Consider the following 20869-nt stretch of genomic DNA (forward strand, 5'->3'; position numbering starts at 1 on the left):
CAGGCAAAATTGGAATTTGGAATTTCAATATTTAATATTTCAAAAATTTATCCTTCGTCTTCTTCAACGTCTTTTTTAGTACTATCGTGCGGTAATTCTTCATCATCATCAGTCGAATTTAATTCGAAGAAACTAAAGAAAGAACCGCCATAACTTTTCTGGAAAGAAAAATTACTCATATGATCCAATTTGGTATATTTTGAATGCTCGATAATCATCATCCCGTCATCTTCCAATAAATCTCTTTCAAAAACCGTTAGCACAATTTTTTCAAAAGTTGCTTGATCCAATCCGTAAGGAGGGTCTGCGAAGATAATGTCGTAAGTAGTTTTGCAGTTTTCTAAAAACTTGAAAACATCGCTTTTAGTTGCAGCAATATCAAAATCATATTCTGATGAAACTTGTTTGATGAATTTAACGCATCCGAAATCTCCATCAACAGAGGTTATAGGAGCGCTTCCGCGTGAAGCAAACTCATAACTGATGTTTCCCGTTCCAGAAAAAAGATCTAGAACCTTTAAGCTGTCAAAATGAAAATGATTATTCAAAACATTAAACAATGCTTCTTTACTCATGTCAGTCGTTGGTCTTACAGGTAGATTTTTTGGCGGAAAAATTCTGCGTCCTTTGTATTTTCCTGAAATGATTCTCATGATTGAAATAAGATATAATGTTTTTGATTTTGAGCAGTTGTAAAGCTGTTTCTTTCTTTTAGTTTTGAGACATCCATAAAAGAAATATGGCGCACGTATTTGTAAGCTATAGCATAAAACGGATCATTTTCTGAAATTGTTCCCAACAATTCTAACTTAAAACTCTCGGGATTCATGCTCATTTGCTCAGCCGTAAATAGAATGTAGTAGATAAAATCTTCTGGAGTATTGTATTCGAACGAATTAAACAATAAAAGTTTCTGATTCTGAACCACGATAATTTCAAAATTACCTAGATTAAAATTCACAATCATTTTCTTGTCGTCATTGTTTCGTGAGTTGTCCAGAATTTTTTCGACCAAAATGGTATTAGCGTGCTTAGAATCAAAAGAACCCACATTATCGATCAGGAAATTGTTGATATTCACATACGGAATATAAACAGAATTCATCTGATAATTTGGGATTTGGTCAAAAGTAAAGTGGTCTGTTTCAAATACTTTTGTAGTGTATTGCAGGTAACTCCCTAAATAATTTTCATCAAATAGAGCAGTTGGGACAAAAGTCGAAAAATTATTATTATGAATAACCATTACTTCGTCATAAGTCTCTTTTAATTCAGGATTGGTCTTGAAAGCATTGTTGAATAAATCTTCAATTCGGCTTGTTTTGCTAGTGGTGTCAAACTTTATTTCTTTAAAAGAAGTAATGACATTGTTTAAAGTATCAAAACAGCAGTATGAAAATCCATTCAGAGAAACCTGAATAGAAAGTTTTCTGTAATTTTTTGAAGTAATGTTAGTATTTTGTAATGACATAGTTGATTTACAATTCGTTACCTGTTTTAAATCAAGAAAGAATTTAAGCGACCACAAACTTACAAATTAAAAAGGAACAATTATAATTGCAATTTCAAAAAACAATTTGAATCTAAGTTTAAAATAAGGTTAAGAAAAAGTATATTTATTTGATAATTAATTGGTTAATGTGTTTTTCTCTTTTGGGCTTTGAATATTTTCTATTATTCCAAGAATTTTAAAGTTTGGAATTTGGAATTTAAAGATTGGAATTTAAAATTAAAAAAGTCGACCTTTGTATTTCAATATTATTTTATGAATTCTGCACAGTTTTACGGTATTTTACAAAAACGATTTCCTTTTCCTCCAACGTATAAACAGGATATTTTTTTTCAGAAAATTGCAATTTTCCTGACTGAACCTCAAAACGACACCATTTTTGTTTTGAAAGGATATGCTGGAACGGGAAAAACAACCGTTATTTCTACTATTGTCAATAATCTAGCAGACATAAACAAAAAGTACGTTTTATTGGCGCCAACAGGACGTGCGGCAAAAGTAATTGCCAATTATTCTAATAATCCAGCTTTTACAATTCATAAAAAAATATATTTTCCGAAGAAGTCTTCTGGTGGTGGAGTGGCTTTTACCAAACAAGTCAACAAACATAAAAACACCATTTTTATTGTCGATGAAGCTTCGATGATTTCAGATAGCACATTAGACAGCGGATCGCTTTTGGACGATTTGATTAATTATGTGTATTCGGGACAAAACTGTAAAATGATTCTTTTGGGAGATACAGCCCAGCTTCCGCCAGTCAATTTGGATGTCAGTCCTGCTTTAGATATTGATACTTTGGGTTTTCATTACAGCAAAGAAATTGATCATATCGAATTGGACGAAGTCATGCGTCAGGAGGAAAGTTCTGGAATTTTGTACAATGCTACGGAATTACGTGAATTGCTGAAAGAGAGTTTTTTAACTGAATTTAAATTTAATGTAAAGAAGTTTAAAGACATTGTTCGACTAACAGATGGTTATGATATTCAAGATGCAATAAATACTGCATACAGCAATTATAGTATCGAAGATACTGCTTTTATTGTCCGTTCAAATAAAAGAGCGAATCAATACAATGAACAGATTCGAAGCCGAATTTTATTTAAAGAAAGCGAACTTTCGGTAGGTGATTTCTTGATGGTTGTAAAAAATAATTATTTCTGGCTAAAAGAAACTGATGAAGCTGGATTTATTGCCAACGGAGATATCATTGAAGTTTTAGAGCTTTTCGGAATTAGAGAATTATACGGATTTACCTTTGCGAAGGTAAAAATCAGAATGGTCGATTATCCAGAACAAAAGCCTTTTGAAACGGTTTTAATTCTAGATACTTTAACTAGCGAATCGCCTTCTTTAACGTATGAAGAATCAAATCGTCTATACGAAGAAGTGATGAAAGATTATGAAGATGAGCCAACCAAATACAAGAGATTTCAAAAAGTAAAAGAAAACGAATATTTCAACGGACTACAAGTTAAATTTTCATATGCCATAACCTGTCATAAATCGCAAGGTGGGCAATGGAATACGGTTTTTATAGAACAGCCATTTCTTCCAAACGGAATTGATACTGATTACATTAGATGGCTTTACACCGCTATGACACGTGCCAAAAATAAGCTATATTTGATAGGCTTTAAAGACGAGAGCTTTGAAGAGTAAATTTTAGCCACAGATTAAAAGGATTTCCACAGATTTTTTGATTTTGTTTTTCAAATAATAATTAGCGTAATCTGCAAAATCTGCGATAGAAATTTAAACGCATTCTAAAAAGAAATCTTTTTAATCCGTTTAATCTGTGGCAAAAGAAAAATCTTTTTACAATGACAACACTAAACGACTTACATTCGATTTCATCAACGTTTTCGAATACCGATAAAATGCCAGTTCTATTTTTAGGACATGGCAGCCCAATGAATGCTATTGAAGAAAATCAGTTTGTGACTGGTTTTCGTAATCTGGCAAAAACATTGCCGCAGCCTAATGCTATTTTATGCGTTTCTGCGCACTGGTTTACAAAAGGAACAAAAGTGACTTCGATGGAAATGCCAAGAACAATTCATGATTTTGGAGGTTTTCCGCAAGCGCTTTTTGATGTTCAGTATCCAGCAAAAGGAAGTCCAGAATTAGCGTTTGAAACTCAAAAGCTCTTAGATCCTGTTATGGTCGAATTAGATGAACATTGGGGATTAGATCATGGTGCTTGGAGCGTAATTAAACATTTGTATCCAAATGCTGATGTTCCTGTAATTCAGCTAAGCATCGATTACACGAAATCGGGGCAATATCATTTCGAATTGGCTCAGAAACTGCAAGCACTACGTTACAAAGGCGTTTTAATCATCGGAAGCGGCAATATTGTCCACAATCTTAGAATGGTTGATTTTAGAAATTTTGATAAAGACAATTATGGTTACGATTGGGCAATTGAAGCACGTGAAACTGTAAATAATTATTTATTGGATGGAAATTTTCAGCCTTTAATAGATTTCGAAAAAATGAATAAAGCTGTTCAATTGGCGGTTCCAACGCCAGAACATTATCTTCCGTTATTATATACTTTAGGTTTAAAAGATAAAACAGACGATTTAAGTTTGTTCAATGATAAGTTATTGGCAGGTTCATTAAGTATGACCTCAGTAAAACTCATGTAATATACTTTGTGAATCTTTGCGGCATATCTATTACACAAAGATTCACAAAGTTTGTACAGAGATTCGCTAAGATTATTTTTGCTTTTTTAAGTTGTAAGCATAAAGATAACCATCTGCACTTCCGTAAAAAATAACATTATTGCTGATGAATGGAGAAGAAACAATGGAACCTAATTTGTAAAATTCATCCAGCACTTTTTGATTTTCAGAATAAATAGATAAGTCAGCTTTTTGGGCTACGAATCCAAAATCTAAAAGATTGTTTTTGAGAGTGCTGCCCGCATATTTAGTTCTGTTTTCGGTTGGGATTATATGCGATTCTTTTCCATCAGAAAGAAGATTTAAGTCAAAGAAATTCCCTGTGAAATCCCCAAAATAAATCGTATTTCCGGCAATTGCTGGCGAAGAATAAACATATCCGTTTCCTTTAAATCTGTATTTTTCTTTTCCTGTTTTGGGATCCAATGCCAATAAAGCGTAAGTATCAGATGTTCCAACATAAAGTATATTATCTTTAACAACAGCCGTGCTTAAAATCCAAGAATTTTCGGCATCGTATTTCCAGATCACTTTTCCTGTTTCGGCATCAAGCGCAAACATATAAGGGTCTCTAGCACCAAAATAAACCATTCCGTCATAAACAGTAGCAGAAGCTTGAATTCCTGTAAAACCTGTTTTAATTTCAGTAGTAAATTTCCATTTCTCTTTTCCCGTTTTACAGTCCAAAGCATAAAAAATGCCATCCCAACCACCAAAATAAAGGGTGCTTTTGTCTAAAACAGGAGTGCTGTGTATGGCAGCTTTTGTCTCGAAATTCCATTTTAAAGTTCCAGTTTTACCATCAACAGCGTACATGTTTCCGTCACTGCTTCCGAAAATCGCCAATGCCGATTTATTATCAAAGTAAATGACTGGGGTTGAAAGATAAAAATCCCATAGATCGGCCATAAGTAAATCGCTCGGTTTCATGCCCCACATTCCAACTTCGCTATACCAGTGTTCGCCTTTGGTTTTAAATCGCCACATTTCTTTTCCTGTTTTGGCATTTACAGCATAATAATGTCCATCAAAACTTCCAAAGAAAACAATGTCATTATAAATACTTGCAGAACTGTGAATAGCTCCATTGGTTTTAAATTTCCATTTTAGAGTTCCCGATTTTTCATCGACAGCATAGAAATAACCATCTTCGCTACCAATATAAACTGTTCCGTTTTGTGCAATTGGAGAAGAAAAGATTTTACCCTCGGTCTTAAATTTCCATTTTAAATCTTGCAAAGGCTGATATCCTTTTCCTGAAAAAATGCGATTAGAAAACGGGTTTAAAATATCCGATTTGTTCTGAGAATAAGTATTAGAAGTAAAAATTAAAAAGAAGTAGAGTAGGAGAAAGGTAAAGTTTCTTTTCATGGTTTTTCTTATAAAAGTAAAAATATTATAAGAAACTAAAATGCAATGCTTTAAGAAATATGTTATAAATATATTTTAGAAAGCGCTTTGCGAATAGTATATCTGTTTTTAGATGGAAATAGCCAAAGAAGGCCTCAAAGTTTTCCAATTGTTTTCCATTTAATTTGTTTATTTTTGCGTAAGTAATTGTTTGTCAGTTGATTGTTTGTTTTGTGTCTTCTTTTTAAGTAGTTTTTTAAATGCCTTTTGTGGTTAACTGGTGATAATTTAAAAAAATGATAGAAGATGTTTACAAATTAAGTAAGAGTGCGGCATCAGCACTATAATCACTGATAAAATTAAGATGAATCCAAACAAAGCATTATGGGAAAAAGGCGATTTTACGCGCGTTGCAGAATCTATGAGAGAGAGTGGTGCGGAATTGGTTGCTAAAATTGGAATTAAAGAAAACAGTAACGTTTTAGATCTCGGCTGTGGTGATGGTACTACTGCAATACCTTCGGCAAAAGTAGGAGCCAATGTTTTAGGTGTTGATATAGCAAGAAATTTAGTTGAAGGTGGCAATCTGCGAGCAAAAAAGGAAGGATTAGATAATATTGTATTTAAAGAAGGTGATGCAACCGACTTGAATGAATTGAAAAATCATTCTTACGATGTTACGATGAGCATTTTTGGAGCAATGTTTGCTCCAAAACCTTTTGATGTTGCCAAAGAAATGGTTCGTGTCACAAAACCTGGAGGTAAAATTATTATGGGTAATTGGATACCGGGAGATCCAACGTTGATTGCACAAATCTTGAAAATTAGTTCTGAATTTACTCCGCCGCCTCCCGAAGGTTTTGTGAGTCCAATGCTTTGGGGTATTGAGGATAACGTAATCGACAGATTCACTAATGCTGGTGTGCCTAAAGAGAATATTTCTTTTGAGAGAGATACCTTTACATTTAAAGCCGCATTCCCACCTTCGGAGTGGCTAAATAGATTAAAAACTTACTATGGTCCAACGATGAATGCTTTTGAAGCTGCCGAACAAAATGGGAAAACTTCGGATTTGTATGCTAAACTTGAAGGATTAGTTTATAGCCAAAACCAAAGTAATGACAATTCTACATTAATTCCAGCAACATATCTTCGTGTTACAGTTTTGGTTTAGTTTTCTGTCTTAATATTTTTGAACATGATTTTTCATCCTTTACAGAAATTGAAAAACAGAAAATTTAAAAGTAATTTTTGCATATTTGCAAACACTTAAAATAGGTGAAAATTAAATTATTAAATTTTGAGTTTTAAACTCAGTAAAATATAAGAATGAAAATAATAGCGGTAATTCCAGCCAGATATGCTTCGACACGTTTTCCTGCAAAACTAATGCAGGATTTAGGAGGTAAAACAGTAATTCTAAGAACCTACGAAGCAGCAGTATCAACAAAATTATTTGATGATGTTTTTGTAGTAACCGATTCCGATTTAATTTTTGAAGAAATTGTTTCTAATGGCGGAAAAGCCATAATGAGTATCAAAGAACATGAATCTGGAAGTGATAGAATCGCAGAAGCTATTGCCGATCTCGATGTTGATATTGTGGTAAATGTCCAAGGCGACGAACCTTTTACTGAAGCAGAACCTTTAGCACAGGTTTTATCTGTCTTTAAGAATGACCCAGATAGAAAAATAGACTTGGCTTCGTTAATGCGTGAAATTACAAATAAAGACGAAATCAATAATCCGAACAATGTAAAAGTGGTGGTAGATCAGTCACAGTTTGCATTATACTTTTCACGTTCTGTAATTCCGTATCCGAGAGAGAAAAATGTTGGAGTACGATATTTTCAGCACATCGGAATTTATGCTTTTAGAAAACAAGCTTTATTAGACTTTTACAGCCTTCCAATGAAATCTTTGGAAGCTTCTGAGAAACTAGAGCAATTAAGATATTTAGAGTTCGGAAAACGTATCAAAATGGTCGAAACGACTCATGTAGGAATCGGAATTGATACAGCTGAGGATTTGGAGAGAGCTAGGGCTATGTTGAAGGATCTTTAAATAAAAAAAAATCATGAGAATAAAACTTATTGCTTTGTTTTTATTTGCATTTACTACAGTTGGTTTTTCGCAGGACAAAAAATGTGTAGAATTTAAAACTGGAAAGTTTTCGTATTTTAATCCTGCTTATAAAAGATATAAAGTTGATAGAAAAGAAAAAATTCAAACAGAAACTGATACAGTCACTGGAATTGTACTTGAAGGAGCAATAGAATGGAAATCTGATTGTGAATATGTTTTAACTTATACAAAAGTTCCAGATAATGCAAAAAAAGGAGTTTTAGGTCAAAAGAGTAGTGTTCAAATAGTCAGTATTTCAGGAAATAAAATTTTATGTAGATCTGAAGGACTAGGTTTAAAAAAAGATATAGAAATGATTAAAATTGATAATTGAGAAAGAAACAAGAAATATTATTTAAAAGAAAAGCTCCAAATATTTGGAGCTTTTCTTTTATCTAAAACATTCTAAATCCTTAGTATAAACTAGGAAATTTTGAAGGATTAACTTCATGCATCATATCGTAAATTTTCTCGTAAATGTCTTCAGCAGAAGGTTTAGAGAAATAGTCGCCATCAGTTCCGTATGCTGGTCTGTGGGCTTTAGCAGCTAAAGTTTGCGGTTTGCTGTCTAAATGTTTATAAGCATCTTGTTCTTCTAAAATCTGTTGCAAGATGAATGCTGAAGCTCCTCCAGGAACATCTTCGTCAATTACTAAAAGACGATTTGTTTTAGCAATACTTTTTACAATGTCTTTGCTAATATCAAACGGAAGTAAAGATTGAACATCAATAACTTCGCAATCAATTCCTTTTTCTGCTAATTCATTAGCCGCTTGCATAACCAATCTTAAAGTTGATCCGTAAGAAACTAAAGTAATATCAGAACCTTCTCTTAAAGTTTCTACAACTCCGATTGGTGTTTTGAATTCACCAAAATTCAAAGGTGTTTTTTCTTTTAAACGATATCCGTTTAAACATTCGATAACTAAAGCAGGCTCATCACATTCTAACAAAGTGTTATAAAAACCAGCTGCTTGTGTCATATCTCTTGGAACCAAAACATGGATTCCGCGAATAGCATTGATAATCATTCCCATTGGAGAACCAGAATGCCAGATTCCTTCCAAACGGTGTCCACGAGTTCTAATGATTAGTGGAGCTTTCTGTTTTCCAACAGTTCTATATTGCAATGTAGCTAAATCGTCACTCATGATCTGAATAGCGTACAATAAATAATCTAAATATTGAATTTCAGCAATCGGACGTAAACCTCTCAAAGCCATTCCGATTCCCTGACCAATAATAGTCGCTTCACGAATTCCGACATCGGCAACACGAAGTTCACCGTATTTTTCCTGCATTCCTTCAAGACCTTGATTTACGTCTCCGATATTTCCAACATCTTCACCGAAAATTAAAGTTTCAGGATATTTAGCAAATAATGCGTCAAAGTTATCACGAAGGATCATTCTTCCATCCAAATCTGCTTTTGCATTTTCAACATATTTAGGAAGAACTTTTTGTACAGAAAATACATTTTGATTAGACTCAGAATGTAAATTACTGCTGAATTTTTCTTGAGTTTCGTTTAAGAAATTTGTAATCCAGTTAGATAAAAGAACTTTGCTGTTTGGCACTTCAATAAAACGAAGAATCTTTCTAGCATAAACTAATAATTCCTTTTTTAACGGCGCTTTAATTGCAGATAATTCAGAAATTAATTTTTTGATTCTTTCTTTATGATTGATGCTTGCTTCAGCAATTTGCTCCAATAAAGCTAAAAGATTCTTTTGTTCGTCAATAATTGGATTAATGAAGTTATTCCAAGCTTCTTTTTTAGCTTCTAAAACTTCTTTCTTTAATTCGAAATCAAGTTCTGCCAATTCCTCTGGAGAAGCGATATTAATTGCAATCATCCATAAACGCATTTGGCGAATACAGTCAAAATCTCTTTCCCAAGCCAGTCTTTCTGCACTTTTATAACGTTCGTGAGAACCAGAAGTAGAGTGACCTTGTGGCTGTGTTAATTCGTTTACGTGAATTAAAACTGGTACATGTTCTTCGCGAGCGATTGCTCCAGCTCTTTCATAAGTAGAAACCAGTTCTGCATAATCCCAGCCTTTAACTCTAAAGATTTCATAACCTTTAGAATCTTCATCGCGCTGGTATCCTTTTAAAATTTCAGAAATATTCTCTTTCGTAGTTTGGTGTTTAGCGTGAACTGAGATTCCGTATTCATCATCCCAAACACTCATTACCATCGGAACTTGTAGAACTCCTGCAGCATTTATAGTTTCAAAAAATAAACCTTCAGAAGTACTCGCATTACCAATAGTTCCCCAAGCAACTTCATTTCCATTTACAGAAAACTTATCTTTAATGGTAATTCCGTCAACGTTTCTGTAGATTTTTGAAGCTTGCGCTAATCCCAATAATCTTGGCATTTGGCCAGCAGTAGGAGATATATCTGAACTTGAATTTTTTTGTTTTGTTAAGTCTTTCCAAGAACCGTCTTCGTTTAAACTGTGCGTAACAAAGTGTCCGCCCATTTGTCTTCCCGCAGACATTGGATCAAAAGCTAAATCGGTATGACCATATAAACCAGCAAAAAACTGTTTAGCGTCCAATTCGCCGATAGCCATCATAAAAGTTTGATCGCGATAGTATCCAGAACGGAAGTCTCCATTCTTAAAAGCTTTAGCCATTGCCAACTGTGGCACTTCTTTTCCGTCTCCGAAAATACCAAATTTAGCTTTTCCGGTTAATACTTCTTTTCGACCTAAAAGACTACATTCACGGCTTGTTACCGCAATTCTATAGTCATTCAATACCTCAGTTTTGAAATCTTCAAATGTCAGTGTAGTATTGCTTTTTTCTTTTATCATAATCTTGCAGGGTCATGTTGTTTATGTCGCGAAATTACTTAAAAACAATCAATAATCATAATTCTTTGAAGTAAATATAATTTAATTATTTGTATTCAAATCTAAAAACTACGTATTTTATTTATGTGATTTTTATGTAAAATTTAATTTTATTGATAATTTCGCAAGTTTTTGTTTAAAATTCATTTGATTAAAACCATTTTCGGGTAAAAAGTGTGACTAACGTTTTTGGCGAAAATGTGATTATAAATCGTATTTTTTCATTGTATTTTGGCTGTGTTATTTCCCACCCATTATTAGAATAAACAGGGAAATAGAGTTCAAAGTAGTCTGGAACAAGGTTTAAACGCACTCCAGAATCGTAGGCAAAGAACTCACTTTGGTGTTTGTTTTTCAAGAAACCAATGTCTCCGTAAAGCTCAACCCAGTTCCATATCGCATAACTTGCATTTAAAGTTGCCATCCATTGATTGGCATAAGAAGGTTCTAATTGTGATTTGAAACCTCCCTCAGCAATAACATATTGTTGGCTAAAAAATCCTGTGCTTTCTGATCTTCCAAATAAATTATAATCAAATAAATAATCAGTTGGACGGTCTAAACCAAAACTGAAATAATCTGAGTTTGTTGTGTTGTACAAGAAACTTCCTGCGTATAATCTTAAGTTTAACTTTTTATTATTCTCAAATAATCTTCTGTATTCTACTTCTCCTGCAACTTTTCCAAATCCTCCAGAAAATTGCAGATCGGTCATAAAGCTAAAATGATCAATTAATTCTGTTTTTGTATTAGCATATCGCGCATTAAATACAGAATAATTAGGTTCTGAATTATCTGTTATATAGCTGCTGGCTTCACGATTTACAATGACTTGACGGAATAAAAATGTTTGTTTTCTATTGTCTCTGAAATCTTTTTCGCGTATGCGAAACACCACCATTGGATTTAATCTCAAATAAGTTGCATCTGGCGCATAATGAAAATAATTTTGACTGATAGAATATCGAACATTAAATAAGGTACTGTTTCTATAATACTGATTCCATGAAAAGGCTGACGAACCAGAAATTGTTCCTGCTTTTATAGAATACGCCGGATTAATATCAAAATTAAAAGGTTTGTCTAAAATGGTTTTATTTTGGAAACGGACGCCCGGTGTAAAACCATCATATAAGTTATAGTTTAATGTCGGAATATATAAAATCTGATTGTAGTATGGATCTTCTAAATCTTTAGCAAAATTAAATTTTAAAGGACGGTTCAGAGAAACATGTTTTAGAGATCTCCAATTGTTTCTCTGGTTGTACTCTGGAACTTCATTGTCATAATTAATGACAATTTTATCTGCATTTTTTCTGCTGATTTCGTAAACTGAATCTTTTGTTTTGGGCTCTATCCATTGTTTAAAAACCACTTCCTTCTTTTTAACTCCATAAATTGGAATAGGAGCGTAGATTCCTGTTTTATTTTTAATCGAAAAAGTAATGCTGTCTGCTGTTCTGGAAACATTCGAAAATTTATAATCTATAATATCTCTCGAATCGATAATTGTTTTAAAGAACCAATCGATATTTTTTTGGCTTTTTTGAGTTAGTATTTTTTCAAAATCATATCGATTAGACTGTCCAATTTGGTTAAGATTGTAAAATTCTTTTACACTTTTAGGAACAATATCATGATTAAGGTAATCATCCAAATAACTCAAACTTAAACCTGCACGATATTTACTGGCAATTTGTTCGTTAAATTTTATGAGCGTATTTTTGGGATCACCAAGAGGTTGATCCAAATTTTTACGCGCCATAAGCATATAATAATAGCTGTATTGCTCATTAAAAGTCAGGTTGGTAATGTGATAACTTTTAAAGAGTTTCATGTCTGAAAGTTTTCCCAGCATTTTCTCATCCTGATGATGTTCTTCCATGTACTTCATCATGGTATAAATCTGGATTCCATCATAAACCCAATTATCTTTTCTAGGATCTAAACGCAGACTGTTTTTGAGGTAGTTGTTTAAGAAAGTCTTTAAAAATTGAATTTCAAAAATAAAGTCGTCTTGAAATGGACTGATAAAAGAGGGCAGCTGATTTAAACCATAAAATGGATTTCTATCATAATCTGCCTGAGAAACGGTAATTCTTTCATGTGGATATTTGCCAATGAATTTCTCAGCATAAGAAACTACACGGTTTATAATAATAGCTTTCTGGTATTCGTCTATTTTTTTATTTTTTAAATTCGTCAGAACCTGTAATGAGCCATTATCATAAGTTCTAAAACTATTTTGCTTTTCTATATAAAGATTTAAATCGGTTCTGTTTTTGCCTGAAAACGAATAAATACTATAACCTTGATTGGTTGAATCTTTTGAAACGGAATTTAAATCGGTCGTTATAGAATACTCATTAGGAATCTTAATTTCCACCTCATAATCACTCACGGCATTGGCAATATCATCCAGATTGAAATTGTTGTACTTTACAAAAAAGCCATTTTCAAATCGGGCAGGACTTAGAAACCAATTTTTTAATGCCATACCGCCATTTTGAGTAAATCCAAAATGAGTGAACTTATCGTTTGGGATTTTTACAATGTAATTAAGATGCAAATCGATTTTTTCGTTTGGAAGAAGTTTGCGATTCAAACGAACAGTAACATAATCAGGATCTTCAGCACTTCTTTCCCATTCAAGAGCCGAAAAATTAGTTTCAGTCAGATTTATAATCGTGGTTTTTCCTCTATCCGCCGCTTTCGCTAAGTGAAAACCTCTGTAGAACTCATCAGAAAAACGTTTTGCCAAAGGCGTATTTTTGTCTGCAAAAGCATTATTCCAATCATTCAAAACAATTGAAGTCAGAGTATCATTTGTATTGTTATAATACGTAATATCCTGTTTTATGTTCAGTGTTTTAAGTTCAAGATTTACCGCCACTTCCATCTTAGATTGATGTTGTGCAGTAAGTTTTATCGAAAATGATAAAACTAAAACGAGGCAAATAATTTTATAAAGTGCTTTCAAATAATGGCTTAAAAATTATCAGACATATTTATATTATGGATATATTGAAGTTACGGATTTTTGTAAAAATAGTATAAAAAAAGCTGTTTAAAAAAACAGCTTTCAATTTTTGCGTATTTGCAGTATATTTTAACCATATCAGTGATATAAGTTCATTTAAAAAGATTGCTTTAATCGTTACGTTTATATCAATTATATGGTTCGAAAATTAGAAATTCGGACTTAAATCGTACTTTTTGTAGAATTTATCCAATGCTTCAACAACTTCGTCTTCAGTGTCTACAATTTTAAATAAATTCAAGTCTTCAGGGCTTACTGTGTGCATTTTTTCAACCAAAACAGTTTTAACCCATTCGATCAAGCCAGACCAGAATTCAACTCCAACCAAGATAATTGGAAACTTTCCAATTTTCTTAGTCTGAATCAAAGTGATAGCTTCAAACATTTCGTCCAAAGTTCCAAAACCTCCTGGCATAACCACAAATCCTTGTGAATATTTTACGAACATTACTTTTCTCACAAAGAAATAGTCGAAATTCAAGTTTTTATCATGATCAATATATGGATTAAAATGCTGCTCAAACGGAAGTTCGATATTTAAACCAACCGAAGTTCCTCCTCCCAAATGCGCACCTTTATTTCCAGCTTCCATAATTCCGGGACCACCTCCTGTAATCACACCGTAACCTGCTTTACTGATTTTATAAGCAATTTTTTCTGCCAATTGATAATACTTATCCTCTGGTTTTGTTCTCGCCGATCCAAAAATAGAAACACAAGGGCCAATACGTCCCATTGCTTCATAACCATTTACAAACTCAGACATAATCTTAAAAATTGCCCAGCTGTCATTGGTTTTAATTTCATTCCACGTTCTTTGTTTCAAACGATCCTGAATTACTTTATCTTCATCATTATCAAAATCTTCTAATCTCATTTTAGGTATTTTAATTTATTATTTTATTTATGTTTTTGTCCCTGTAATTGTCATCCTGAGCGTAGTCGAAGGAAGGAGCTGATTCCTGCTGTCCGCTATATCTTTTGTGGCGAACCCCGCCACAAAAGGATGCCGCTCCCATCAGGGCTAGGGCATTCGGTTTCAAATAAACATTAGGTTTAATTGAAACATGTTTTCTTTAAAAAGCTTGAATTTTTCAAAAAAAGCGGACACTAAATTAACGCTTTTTTCTAGAATTGTTATAAAAACAGGAATTATAATCCAAAAGTAATGTTGAGATAATAATCAAATAAAGGTTTTTGATTCATTATCAGGTGTTTGTTACATTTAAAAGCAGTAAGTTTTTTTTATATCTAAATCTTTTGAAATTTAAAGCCAACTCTCTCTGCAATTTTGGTAAAAGATAAATTATAAAGTTTGTTTAAGCATTTTTGTCATTTCGACGAAGGAGAAATCTCCGCGAGAAGCTCGGCAAAGATTGGATTTTCATCACGGAGTTACTTGTGGAGATTTCTCCTTCGTCGAAATGACAATGATTGTGGTTGTTTTGCTCAAAAACAAAATTCCTTGCACCCTTAGCTTTAAAATTCGATAAAAATCATTCTTACTCCAATTCTTTTTTCAAAAACTTAGCCGTATAGCTCTTTTTATTCTGTGCCACTTCTTCTGGAGTTCCTTTGGCAACCAATTGTCCGCCGCCTTTTCCACCTTCTGGCCCGATGTCTATAATATAATCCGCAAGTTTTATAACATCCATGTTATGCTCGATTACAAGAATGGTATTTCCTTTATCAACCAGTTTATTGATTACTTCCATCAAAACGCGAATGTCTTCAAAGTGTAAACCTGTTGTTGGTTCGTCTAGTATATAAAATGTATTTCCAGTATCTTTTTTAGATAATTCTCCAGCCAGTTTGATACGTTGCGCTTCACCACCAGAAAGCGTTGTACTTTGCTGCCCAAGCGTTATGTATCCCAAACCAACATCTTGAATCGTTTTGATTTTTCTATAAATCTTCGGAATATTTTCAAAGAATGGAACCGCTTCATCAACTGTCATATCCAAAACATCAGAAATAGATTTTCCCTTATATCTAATTTCTAAAGTTTCTCTATTGAAACGTTTTCCTTGGCAAGTTTCGCATTCTACATAAACGTCTGGTAAAAAGTTCATTTCGATAGTTCTAACACCAGAACCTTCACAAGTTTCACAGCGTCCGCCTTTAACGTTAAAGCTAAAACGTCCAGCTTTATAACCACGAATCATACTTTCGGAAGTCATTGTAAACAGATTTCTAATTTCTGTGAAAACCTCTGTGTATGTTGCGGGATTCGAACGTGGCGTTCTCCCAATCGGACTTTGGTCAATATCAATTACTTTGTCGATATGTTCCAGACCTTCAATCTTTTTATAAGGCTGCGGTTTCTTTACTCCATTAAAATAATACGCATTTAAAATCGGATATAGCGTTTCATTAATCAAAGTCGATTTACCGCTTCCTGAAACTCCTGTAACACAGGTTAATTGCCCTAACGGAACTTCAATCGAAACATTTTTAAGATTGTTTCCTGTTGCTCCAGTCAGTTTTAAGAATTTACCATTTCCTTTTCTTCTTTTCTTCGGAATATCAAACTTCATTTTGCCGTTCAAATATTGAGCGGTAATAGTGTTTGAAGCTAAAGTTTCTTTCGGAGTTCCGATACTGATGATTTCTCCTCCATATTTACCTGCTTTTGGTCCAATATCAATTACATAATCAGCCGTTTCGATCATGTCTTTGTCGTGTTCAACTACAATAACAGAGTTTCCGATATCACGTAATTGTTCCAAAGAATGAATCAGTTTTTCGTTATCCCTTTGGTGTAAACCAATACTTGGCTCATCCAAAATATATAAAACACCAACAAGCTGAGATCCAATTTGTGTTGCCAGACGAATACGCTGTGCCTCACCACCAGAAAGCGATTTTGAACTTCGGCTTAATGCCAAATAATTCAAGCCGACATTCATCAAGAAGTTCAAACGGTCTTTTATTTCTTTTACCACTTCAGAAGCAATTAAAAGCTGTTTGTCTGTCAAATGGCTATTTAAATCTTGAAACCAAGCTGTTAAATCTGAAATGTCCATATCACACAATTCGGTGATATTTTTTTCATTGACTCTAAAAAATAAAGCTTCTTTTTTAAGACGAGAACCTTCGCAGACAGGACATGGAATTTCATCCATGAAATCTTTTGCCCAGCGTTTTATGCTTGTTGTGGCGCTTTCGTCATATTGATTTTTGATGAAATTAGAAATCCCTTCAAAATCTATTTTATATTCTCTTGTAACGCCAAGATCTTTTGAGTTAATAGAAAATTTATCTTTTCCACCATACAAGATCATTTGCATCGCTTCTTCTGGAATTTTCTCGATTGGATCGGTTATTTTAAATCCGAATTTTTCTCCAATGGTTTCCAATTGTTTGAAAATCCATGAAGATTTATATTCGCCAAGCGGAGCAAAACCACCAGCTTTTATAGACAATTTTGGATTTGGAATAATCTTTTTAACGTTGATTTCGTGAACAGTCCCTAATCCGTTGCAATGCGGACAAGCTCCTTTTGGGGAGTTGAATGAAAATAAATTCGGTTCTGGATTTTGATACGAAATTCCTGTTGTCGGACACATTAAATTTCTACTGAAATAACGAACCTCATTAGAATCCTGATCCAAAATCATTAAAACATCTTCACCATGATGCATGGCAGTATTGATGCTTTCAGATAATCTTTTTTGTGTATCAGGATTATCTTCAATTACCATTCTATCGACAACAATCTCAATATCATGCGTTTTGTAACGATCCAATTTCATTCCTGCAACCAAGTCTTGAACTTCTCCGTTTACACGAACTTTCAAGAATCCTTGTTTGGTAATCTGCTGGAAAAGTTCGGCGTAATGCCCTTTTCTGGCTTTAATAACTGGAGCAAGAATATTAATTCGTTTTCCATTATAATCCTGAATAATCAGATCTTTAATCTGTTCATCAGAATACGAAACCATTTTTTCGCCCGTGTTGTAGCTGTATGCATCTGCGCCACGTGCGTATAATAGCCTTAGGAAATCGTAAATTTCAGTAATAGTTCCAACTGTAGAACGCGGACTTTTACTTGTTGTTTTTTGTTCAATCGCGATTACAGGAGAAAGTCCATCTATTTTATCTACATCCGGACGTTCTAATCCGCCAAGGAATTGTCTGGCATAAGCTGAAAAAGTTTCAACATAACGACGCTGACCTTCAGCATAAATAGTATCAAATGCCAAAGAAGATTTTCCCGAACCTGATAAACCAGTAATTACAACCAGTTTTTCACGCGGAATGGATATATCGATATTTTTTAGATTGTGAACTCTTGCACCAAGAACTTCAATAGTATTGTCTTTATCTAACATAATTTTGAGCAAAACGCAAAGTTACCACTTTGATTTGTTCTTTTAGTGCTCGATAGCAAAACTTTATGTTACAATTAGTAACAAAAAACGCTGATTGTAAATCAGCGTTTTCTTTTTCGGGTTGCCATATAGTTTTCTATTGCTTCTTTGGTGGTGTACCAATTTCTACCTTCTTTGTAAGCATCAATTTTTCCTGTTCTGGCCAATAAACTTACATATTCTTGGCCGTAAGGCGTGTCAGGTTCGCGAACAATATTTTGAATAGATTGATAATCATAAGTGCTTCCTGGCATCGCACCTAGATAAATATTGAGTGTTCTTTCGAGCGCTTGGCACATTAAAAGTGTTAGTTTCTGATAATTACCATTATTTGCTTGATTGAGTGCTTCGTAATATTTTTTGCGATCATTTTTTAGAATAATAGCCGGCGGAAAACCACATCGCATCAATAATAAATTCATGCTTAATCGAACCGTGCGCCCATTTCCATCAAAGAAAGGGTGAATCCATACCAGTTTGTGATGGTAAATTGTTGCTAGCTCAATATCGTTCAAATCTAACGGATTCGTATTGATAAACTCAATTAGTTCGTCTAGATAATCGGAGACTTTATTGGCATTTGGAGGCATAAAATTAGCTCCTGAAATACGAACTCCTCCGTTGCGAATTCTTCCGGCAAAATCTTCTTCGATAGAACGCATTACCAAACCATGAATAGAGAGAATGTCTATACTTCTTAACTTGTAATTATCATCAACAATAGAGTAGAGGTAATCAATAGCTTTATCGTGATTATGGGTTTCAAAGTGTTCACGAAGCGATTTGCCTTTAATGGTAATTCCTTCTTGAATGACCATTTGGGTTTCTCTCAAACTAAGTGTGTTTCCTTCAATGCTATTGGAATTGTATGTCCATTCTAGAGAAAGGCTTTCTCGTATTTTATTCAAGGCAATATTAGGCAATGGTCTGCTGTTTTGCAGTTCCTGCCTTTTTTGGTACAATCGATCAAAGGTTGATTGAAATTCTTCTCTGTATGATAGGTCAATATTAAACATAATCCTACAAAGGTACTTCTTAATATCGGATAAATAAAATTTTTAACGTATCCGATATTAAAGATTATTCAATTGTCATAGAACGAAGTTTTGTTCTATATGCTTCAAGTGCTATCGATTTGGAAATGAAACCATGATATTTTCCATCTCGCAAAACAGGAAGAAAGGCAGATTTTGAGGTTTCAAATTTTCGCATTACAATTTCCATACTGTCAAGTGTAGAAATTGTGGTCGTTGGCACTTTCATTATGTCTCTAATAAAAGTATATTTTACGCGATAAGTATTGAAAATAATCTCTCGAATATCATTAAAATGAACTACTCCGACCAAATCTTTTTCATTGTTTACAACTGCAAAAACAACTTGGTTAGAATGCGAAATCAGGTCTACCAATTTGCTCATGTTTTCATCTGGGTGAACAGTTAGATAATCGCATTGAATAATTGAGTCGATATCTAAAGTCGATAAAATGTTAGAATCTTTATTGCTTGTAAAGGCGTGACCTTTTTTAGCTAATCCTTTTACGTCAAGCGAATACTTTTCAAAACGTTTAGAAATGGCAAAACTAATGGAAGAAACAATCATTAGCGGAATCATTAATCCATAACCTCCTGTAATTTCTGCAATTAAGAAGATCGCAGTTAAAGGCGCATGAAATAAACCACTTAAAATTCCTGCCATTCCAACCATAGTAAAATTACTGATAGGAAGTTTTGATAAACCTATCATCGTAACTAGTTTAGAGAAGAAATATCCTAAATATGATCCTAAGAATAGAGAAGGAGCGAAGTTTCCTCCATTTCCACCGCTTCCTAGAGTTAATCCTGAAGCAAATACCTTAACCATCATAGTGGCTCCAATAAATAAAAGTAAAACCCACTGGTTATTTCTGAAATCAGCAAATAAAGTATTATCCAATAATTTTCCTGGATCGGTTTCAGATAAAGTTTTGATACTTTCATATCCTTCACCAAACAGAGTTGGGAAAATAAAAATTAGTAAAGCTAATAGGGATGAACCAATTAGAGCTTTTCTATAAGGATTGATTTGCTGTTTCGCAAAATAATGTTCTACTCTCTGAAAATTTCTTGAATAATAAATCGCTGCCAATCCAGTAAGTACGCCTAAAATAACATAAAATGGAATGTTATGATAATCAAATGTTTCTTGCTTTTTGAAACTTAAAAGAATGCTTTCATCTAAAACAATTGCAGAAACCAATGCACCTGTAGCCGCAGAAATCATAATTGGAGTAAAAGCAGAAATACTGACATCTACCAATAAAACTTCAATAGCAAAAAGAACTCCTGCAATTGGGGCGTTAAATGCTGCTGCGATTCCAGCTGCAACTCCACATCCAATTAATAAAGTTCGATCCTTATACTGCATCTTATAATTCTGAGCATAATTTGAACCAAATGCAGCTCCAGTAATTACGATTGGACTCTCTAAACCAGCAGAACCTCCTAAACCTACCGTTAACGAACTCGTCACAATTTGAGCATACATCTGCTTTCTCGGAATAATACTAGCTTTTTTGGCAACTGCATATAAGATTTGTGAAGTCCCTTTTTGAATGCTTCCATTAAGAACTTTATTTACCACAAAAACCGTTAATGTAATACCGATAATAGGCAGAATACTGTTAATGAAACTCAATTTCAGGATTCCATTAATATAGGTGGCAAAAGAGAATACGCTATGCGCGAAAGTTTTAAGCACGATAACAGCAAGGGAACAAGATATTCCGATAAGAACGCTTGACAAAAAAAGAAACTGCTTTGGAGTCATTAAGGATTGTGCCAAAGCAATGATGCTTTCGAGTCTTCTGAAATATTTTTTTAGCATTCTGTTTTAAAATTATCGTTCTTACAAAATTAGTTCATAATGTTAGA

Annotated in this window: 14 protein-coding genes; 5 read left to right on the plus strand and 9 right to left on the minus strand. The window is 33.6% G+C overall.

Annotated elements, in window-relative coordinates:
* Positions 1-47: 47 nt before the first annotated feature.
* Both DMA14_RS15290 and DMA14_RS15295 read right to left on the minus strand, forming a co-directional pair.
* Positions 48-653 carry an RsmD family RNA methyltransferase gene (locus tag DMA14_RS15290; protein WP_111425471.1) on the minus strand — a complete coding sequence of 202 codons (606 nt, stop codon included), beginning with the start codon at positions 651-653 and terminating at the stop codon, positions 48-50.
* The gene (locus DMA14_RS15295) at positions 650-1471 is read right to left on the minus strand and encodes a DUF3822 family protein (protein WP_111425472.1); all 822 of its coding nucleotides are present in this window, start codon (positions 1469-1471) and stop codon (positions 650-652) included. The genes DMA14_RS15290 and DMA14_RS15295 overlap by 4 nt, the downstream gene beginning before the upstream one ends.
* A 294-nt stretch (positions 1472-1765) precedes the next feature.
* Here DMA14_RS15295 and DMA14_RS15300 point away from each other — a divergent pair, with 294 nt between their 5' ends.
* Both DMA14_RS15300 and ygiD read left to right on the plus strand, forming a co-directional pair.
* Positions 1766-3175, plus strand: a complete 1410-nt coding sequence (locus DMA14_RS15300; RefSeq protein WP_111425473.1) for an ATP-dependent DNA helicase — start codon at positions 1766-1768, stop codon at positions 3173-3175.
* 161 nt (positions 3176-3336) lie between these two features.
* Positions 3337-4167, plus strand: coding sequence for a 4,5-DOPA-extradiol-dioxygenase (gene ygiD, locus DMA14_RS15305; RefSeq protein WP_111425474.1), 831 nt, complete (start codon positions 3337-3339; stop codon positions 4165-4167).
* Positions 4168-4239: 72 nt separating this feature from the next.
* Here the strand turns inward: ygiD and DMA14_RS15310 are convergent, their stop codons facing one another.
* Positions 4240-5577: an outer membrane protein assembly factor BamB family protein gene (locus DMA14_RS15310; protein ID WP_111425475.1), complete on the minus strand. Its 1338-nt coding sequence runs from the start codon at positions 5575-5577 to the stop codon at positions 4240-4242.
* A gap of 343 nt (positions 5578-5920) precedes the next feature.
* On the opposite strand from DMA14_RS15310, the gene DMA14_RS15315 reads away from it, so the two are divergent.
* The 3 genes from DMA14_RS15315 (at position 5921) to DMA14_RS15325 (ending at position 8014) form a co-directional block, all read left to right on the plus strand.
* Complete coding sequence (locus DMA14_RS15315; RefSeq protein ID WP_111425476.1) at positions 5921-6730, plus strand: class I SAM-dependent methyltransferase; 810 nt, start codon at positions 5921-5923, stop codon at positions 6728-6730.
* A gap of 155 nt (positions 6731-6885) precedes the next feature.
* Entirely contained in the window at positions 6886-7620 is a 735-nt protein-coding gene (kdsB, locus tag DMA14_RS15320; protein ID WP_111425477.1) for a 3-deoxy-manno-octulosonate cytidylyltransferase, read from the plus strand.
* Between the two features lie 13 nt (positions 7621-7633).
* The gene (locus DMA14_RS15325; protein WP_111425478.1) at positions 7634-8014 is read left to right on the plus strand and encodes a hypothetical protein; all 381 of its coding nucleotides are present in this window, start codon (positions 7634-7636) and stop codon (positions 8012-8014) included.
* Between the two features lie 79 nt (positions 8015-8093).
* On the opposite strand, the gene DMA14_RS15330 is transcribed toward DMA14_RS15325, so the two are convergent.
* From DMA14_RS15330 to DMA14_RS15355, 6 genes are all read right to left on the minus strand, one after another.
* Complete coding sequence (locus tag DMA14_RS15330; protein WP_111425479.1) at positions 8094-10505, minus strand: alpha-ketoacid dehydrogenase subunit alpha/beta; 2412 nt, start codon at positions 10503-10505, stop codon at positions 8094-8096.
* A 190-nt stretch (positions 10506-10695) separates the two neighbouring features.
* Positions 10696-13443 carry a gluzincin family metallopeptidase gene (locus tag DMA14_RS15335; RefSeq protein ID WP_111425480.1) on the minus strand — a complete coding sequence of 916 codons (2748 nt, stop codon included), beginning with the start codon at positions 13441-13443 and terminating at the stop codon, positions 10696-10698.
* A 289-nt stretch (positions 13444-13732) separates the two neighbouring features.
* Positions 13733-14461, minus strand: coding sequence for an LOG family protein (locus tag DMA14_RS15340; RefSeq protein ID WP_111425481.1), 729 nt, complete (start codon positions 14459-14461; stop codon positions 13733-13735).
* Between the two features lie 625 nt (positions 14462-15086).
* Positions 15087-17918 carry an excinuclease ABC subunit UvrA gene (gene uvrA, locus DMA14_RS15345; RefSeq protein WP_111425482.1) on the minus strand — a complete coding sequence of 944 codons (2832 nt, stop codon included), beginning with the start codon at positions 17916-17918 and terminating at the stop codon, positions 15087-15089.
* Between the two features lie 101 nt (positions 17919-18019).
* On the minus strand, positions 18020-18973 hold the full coding sequence (locus DMA14_RS15350; protein ID WP_111425483.1) for a Fic family protein: 954 nt from the start codon (positions 18971-18973) through the stop codon (positions 18020-18022).
* A 64-nt stretch (positions 18974-19037) separates the two neighbouring features.
* Complete coding sequence (locus tag DMA14_RS15355) at positions 19038-20822, minus strand: chloride channel protein (protein WP_111425484.1); 1785 nt, start codon at positions 20820-20822, stop codon at positions 19038-19040.
* Positions 20823-20869: the final 47 nt, after the last annotated feature.

This window comes from Flavobacterium sharifuzzamanii (assembly GCF_003254585.1).
GTDB classification, from domain to species: domain Bacteria; phylum Bacteroidota; class Bacteroidia; order Flavobacteriales; family Flavobacteriaceae; genus Flavobacterium; species Flavobacterium sharifuzzamanii.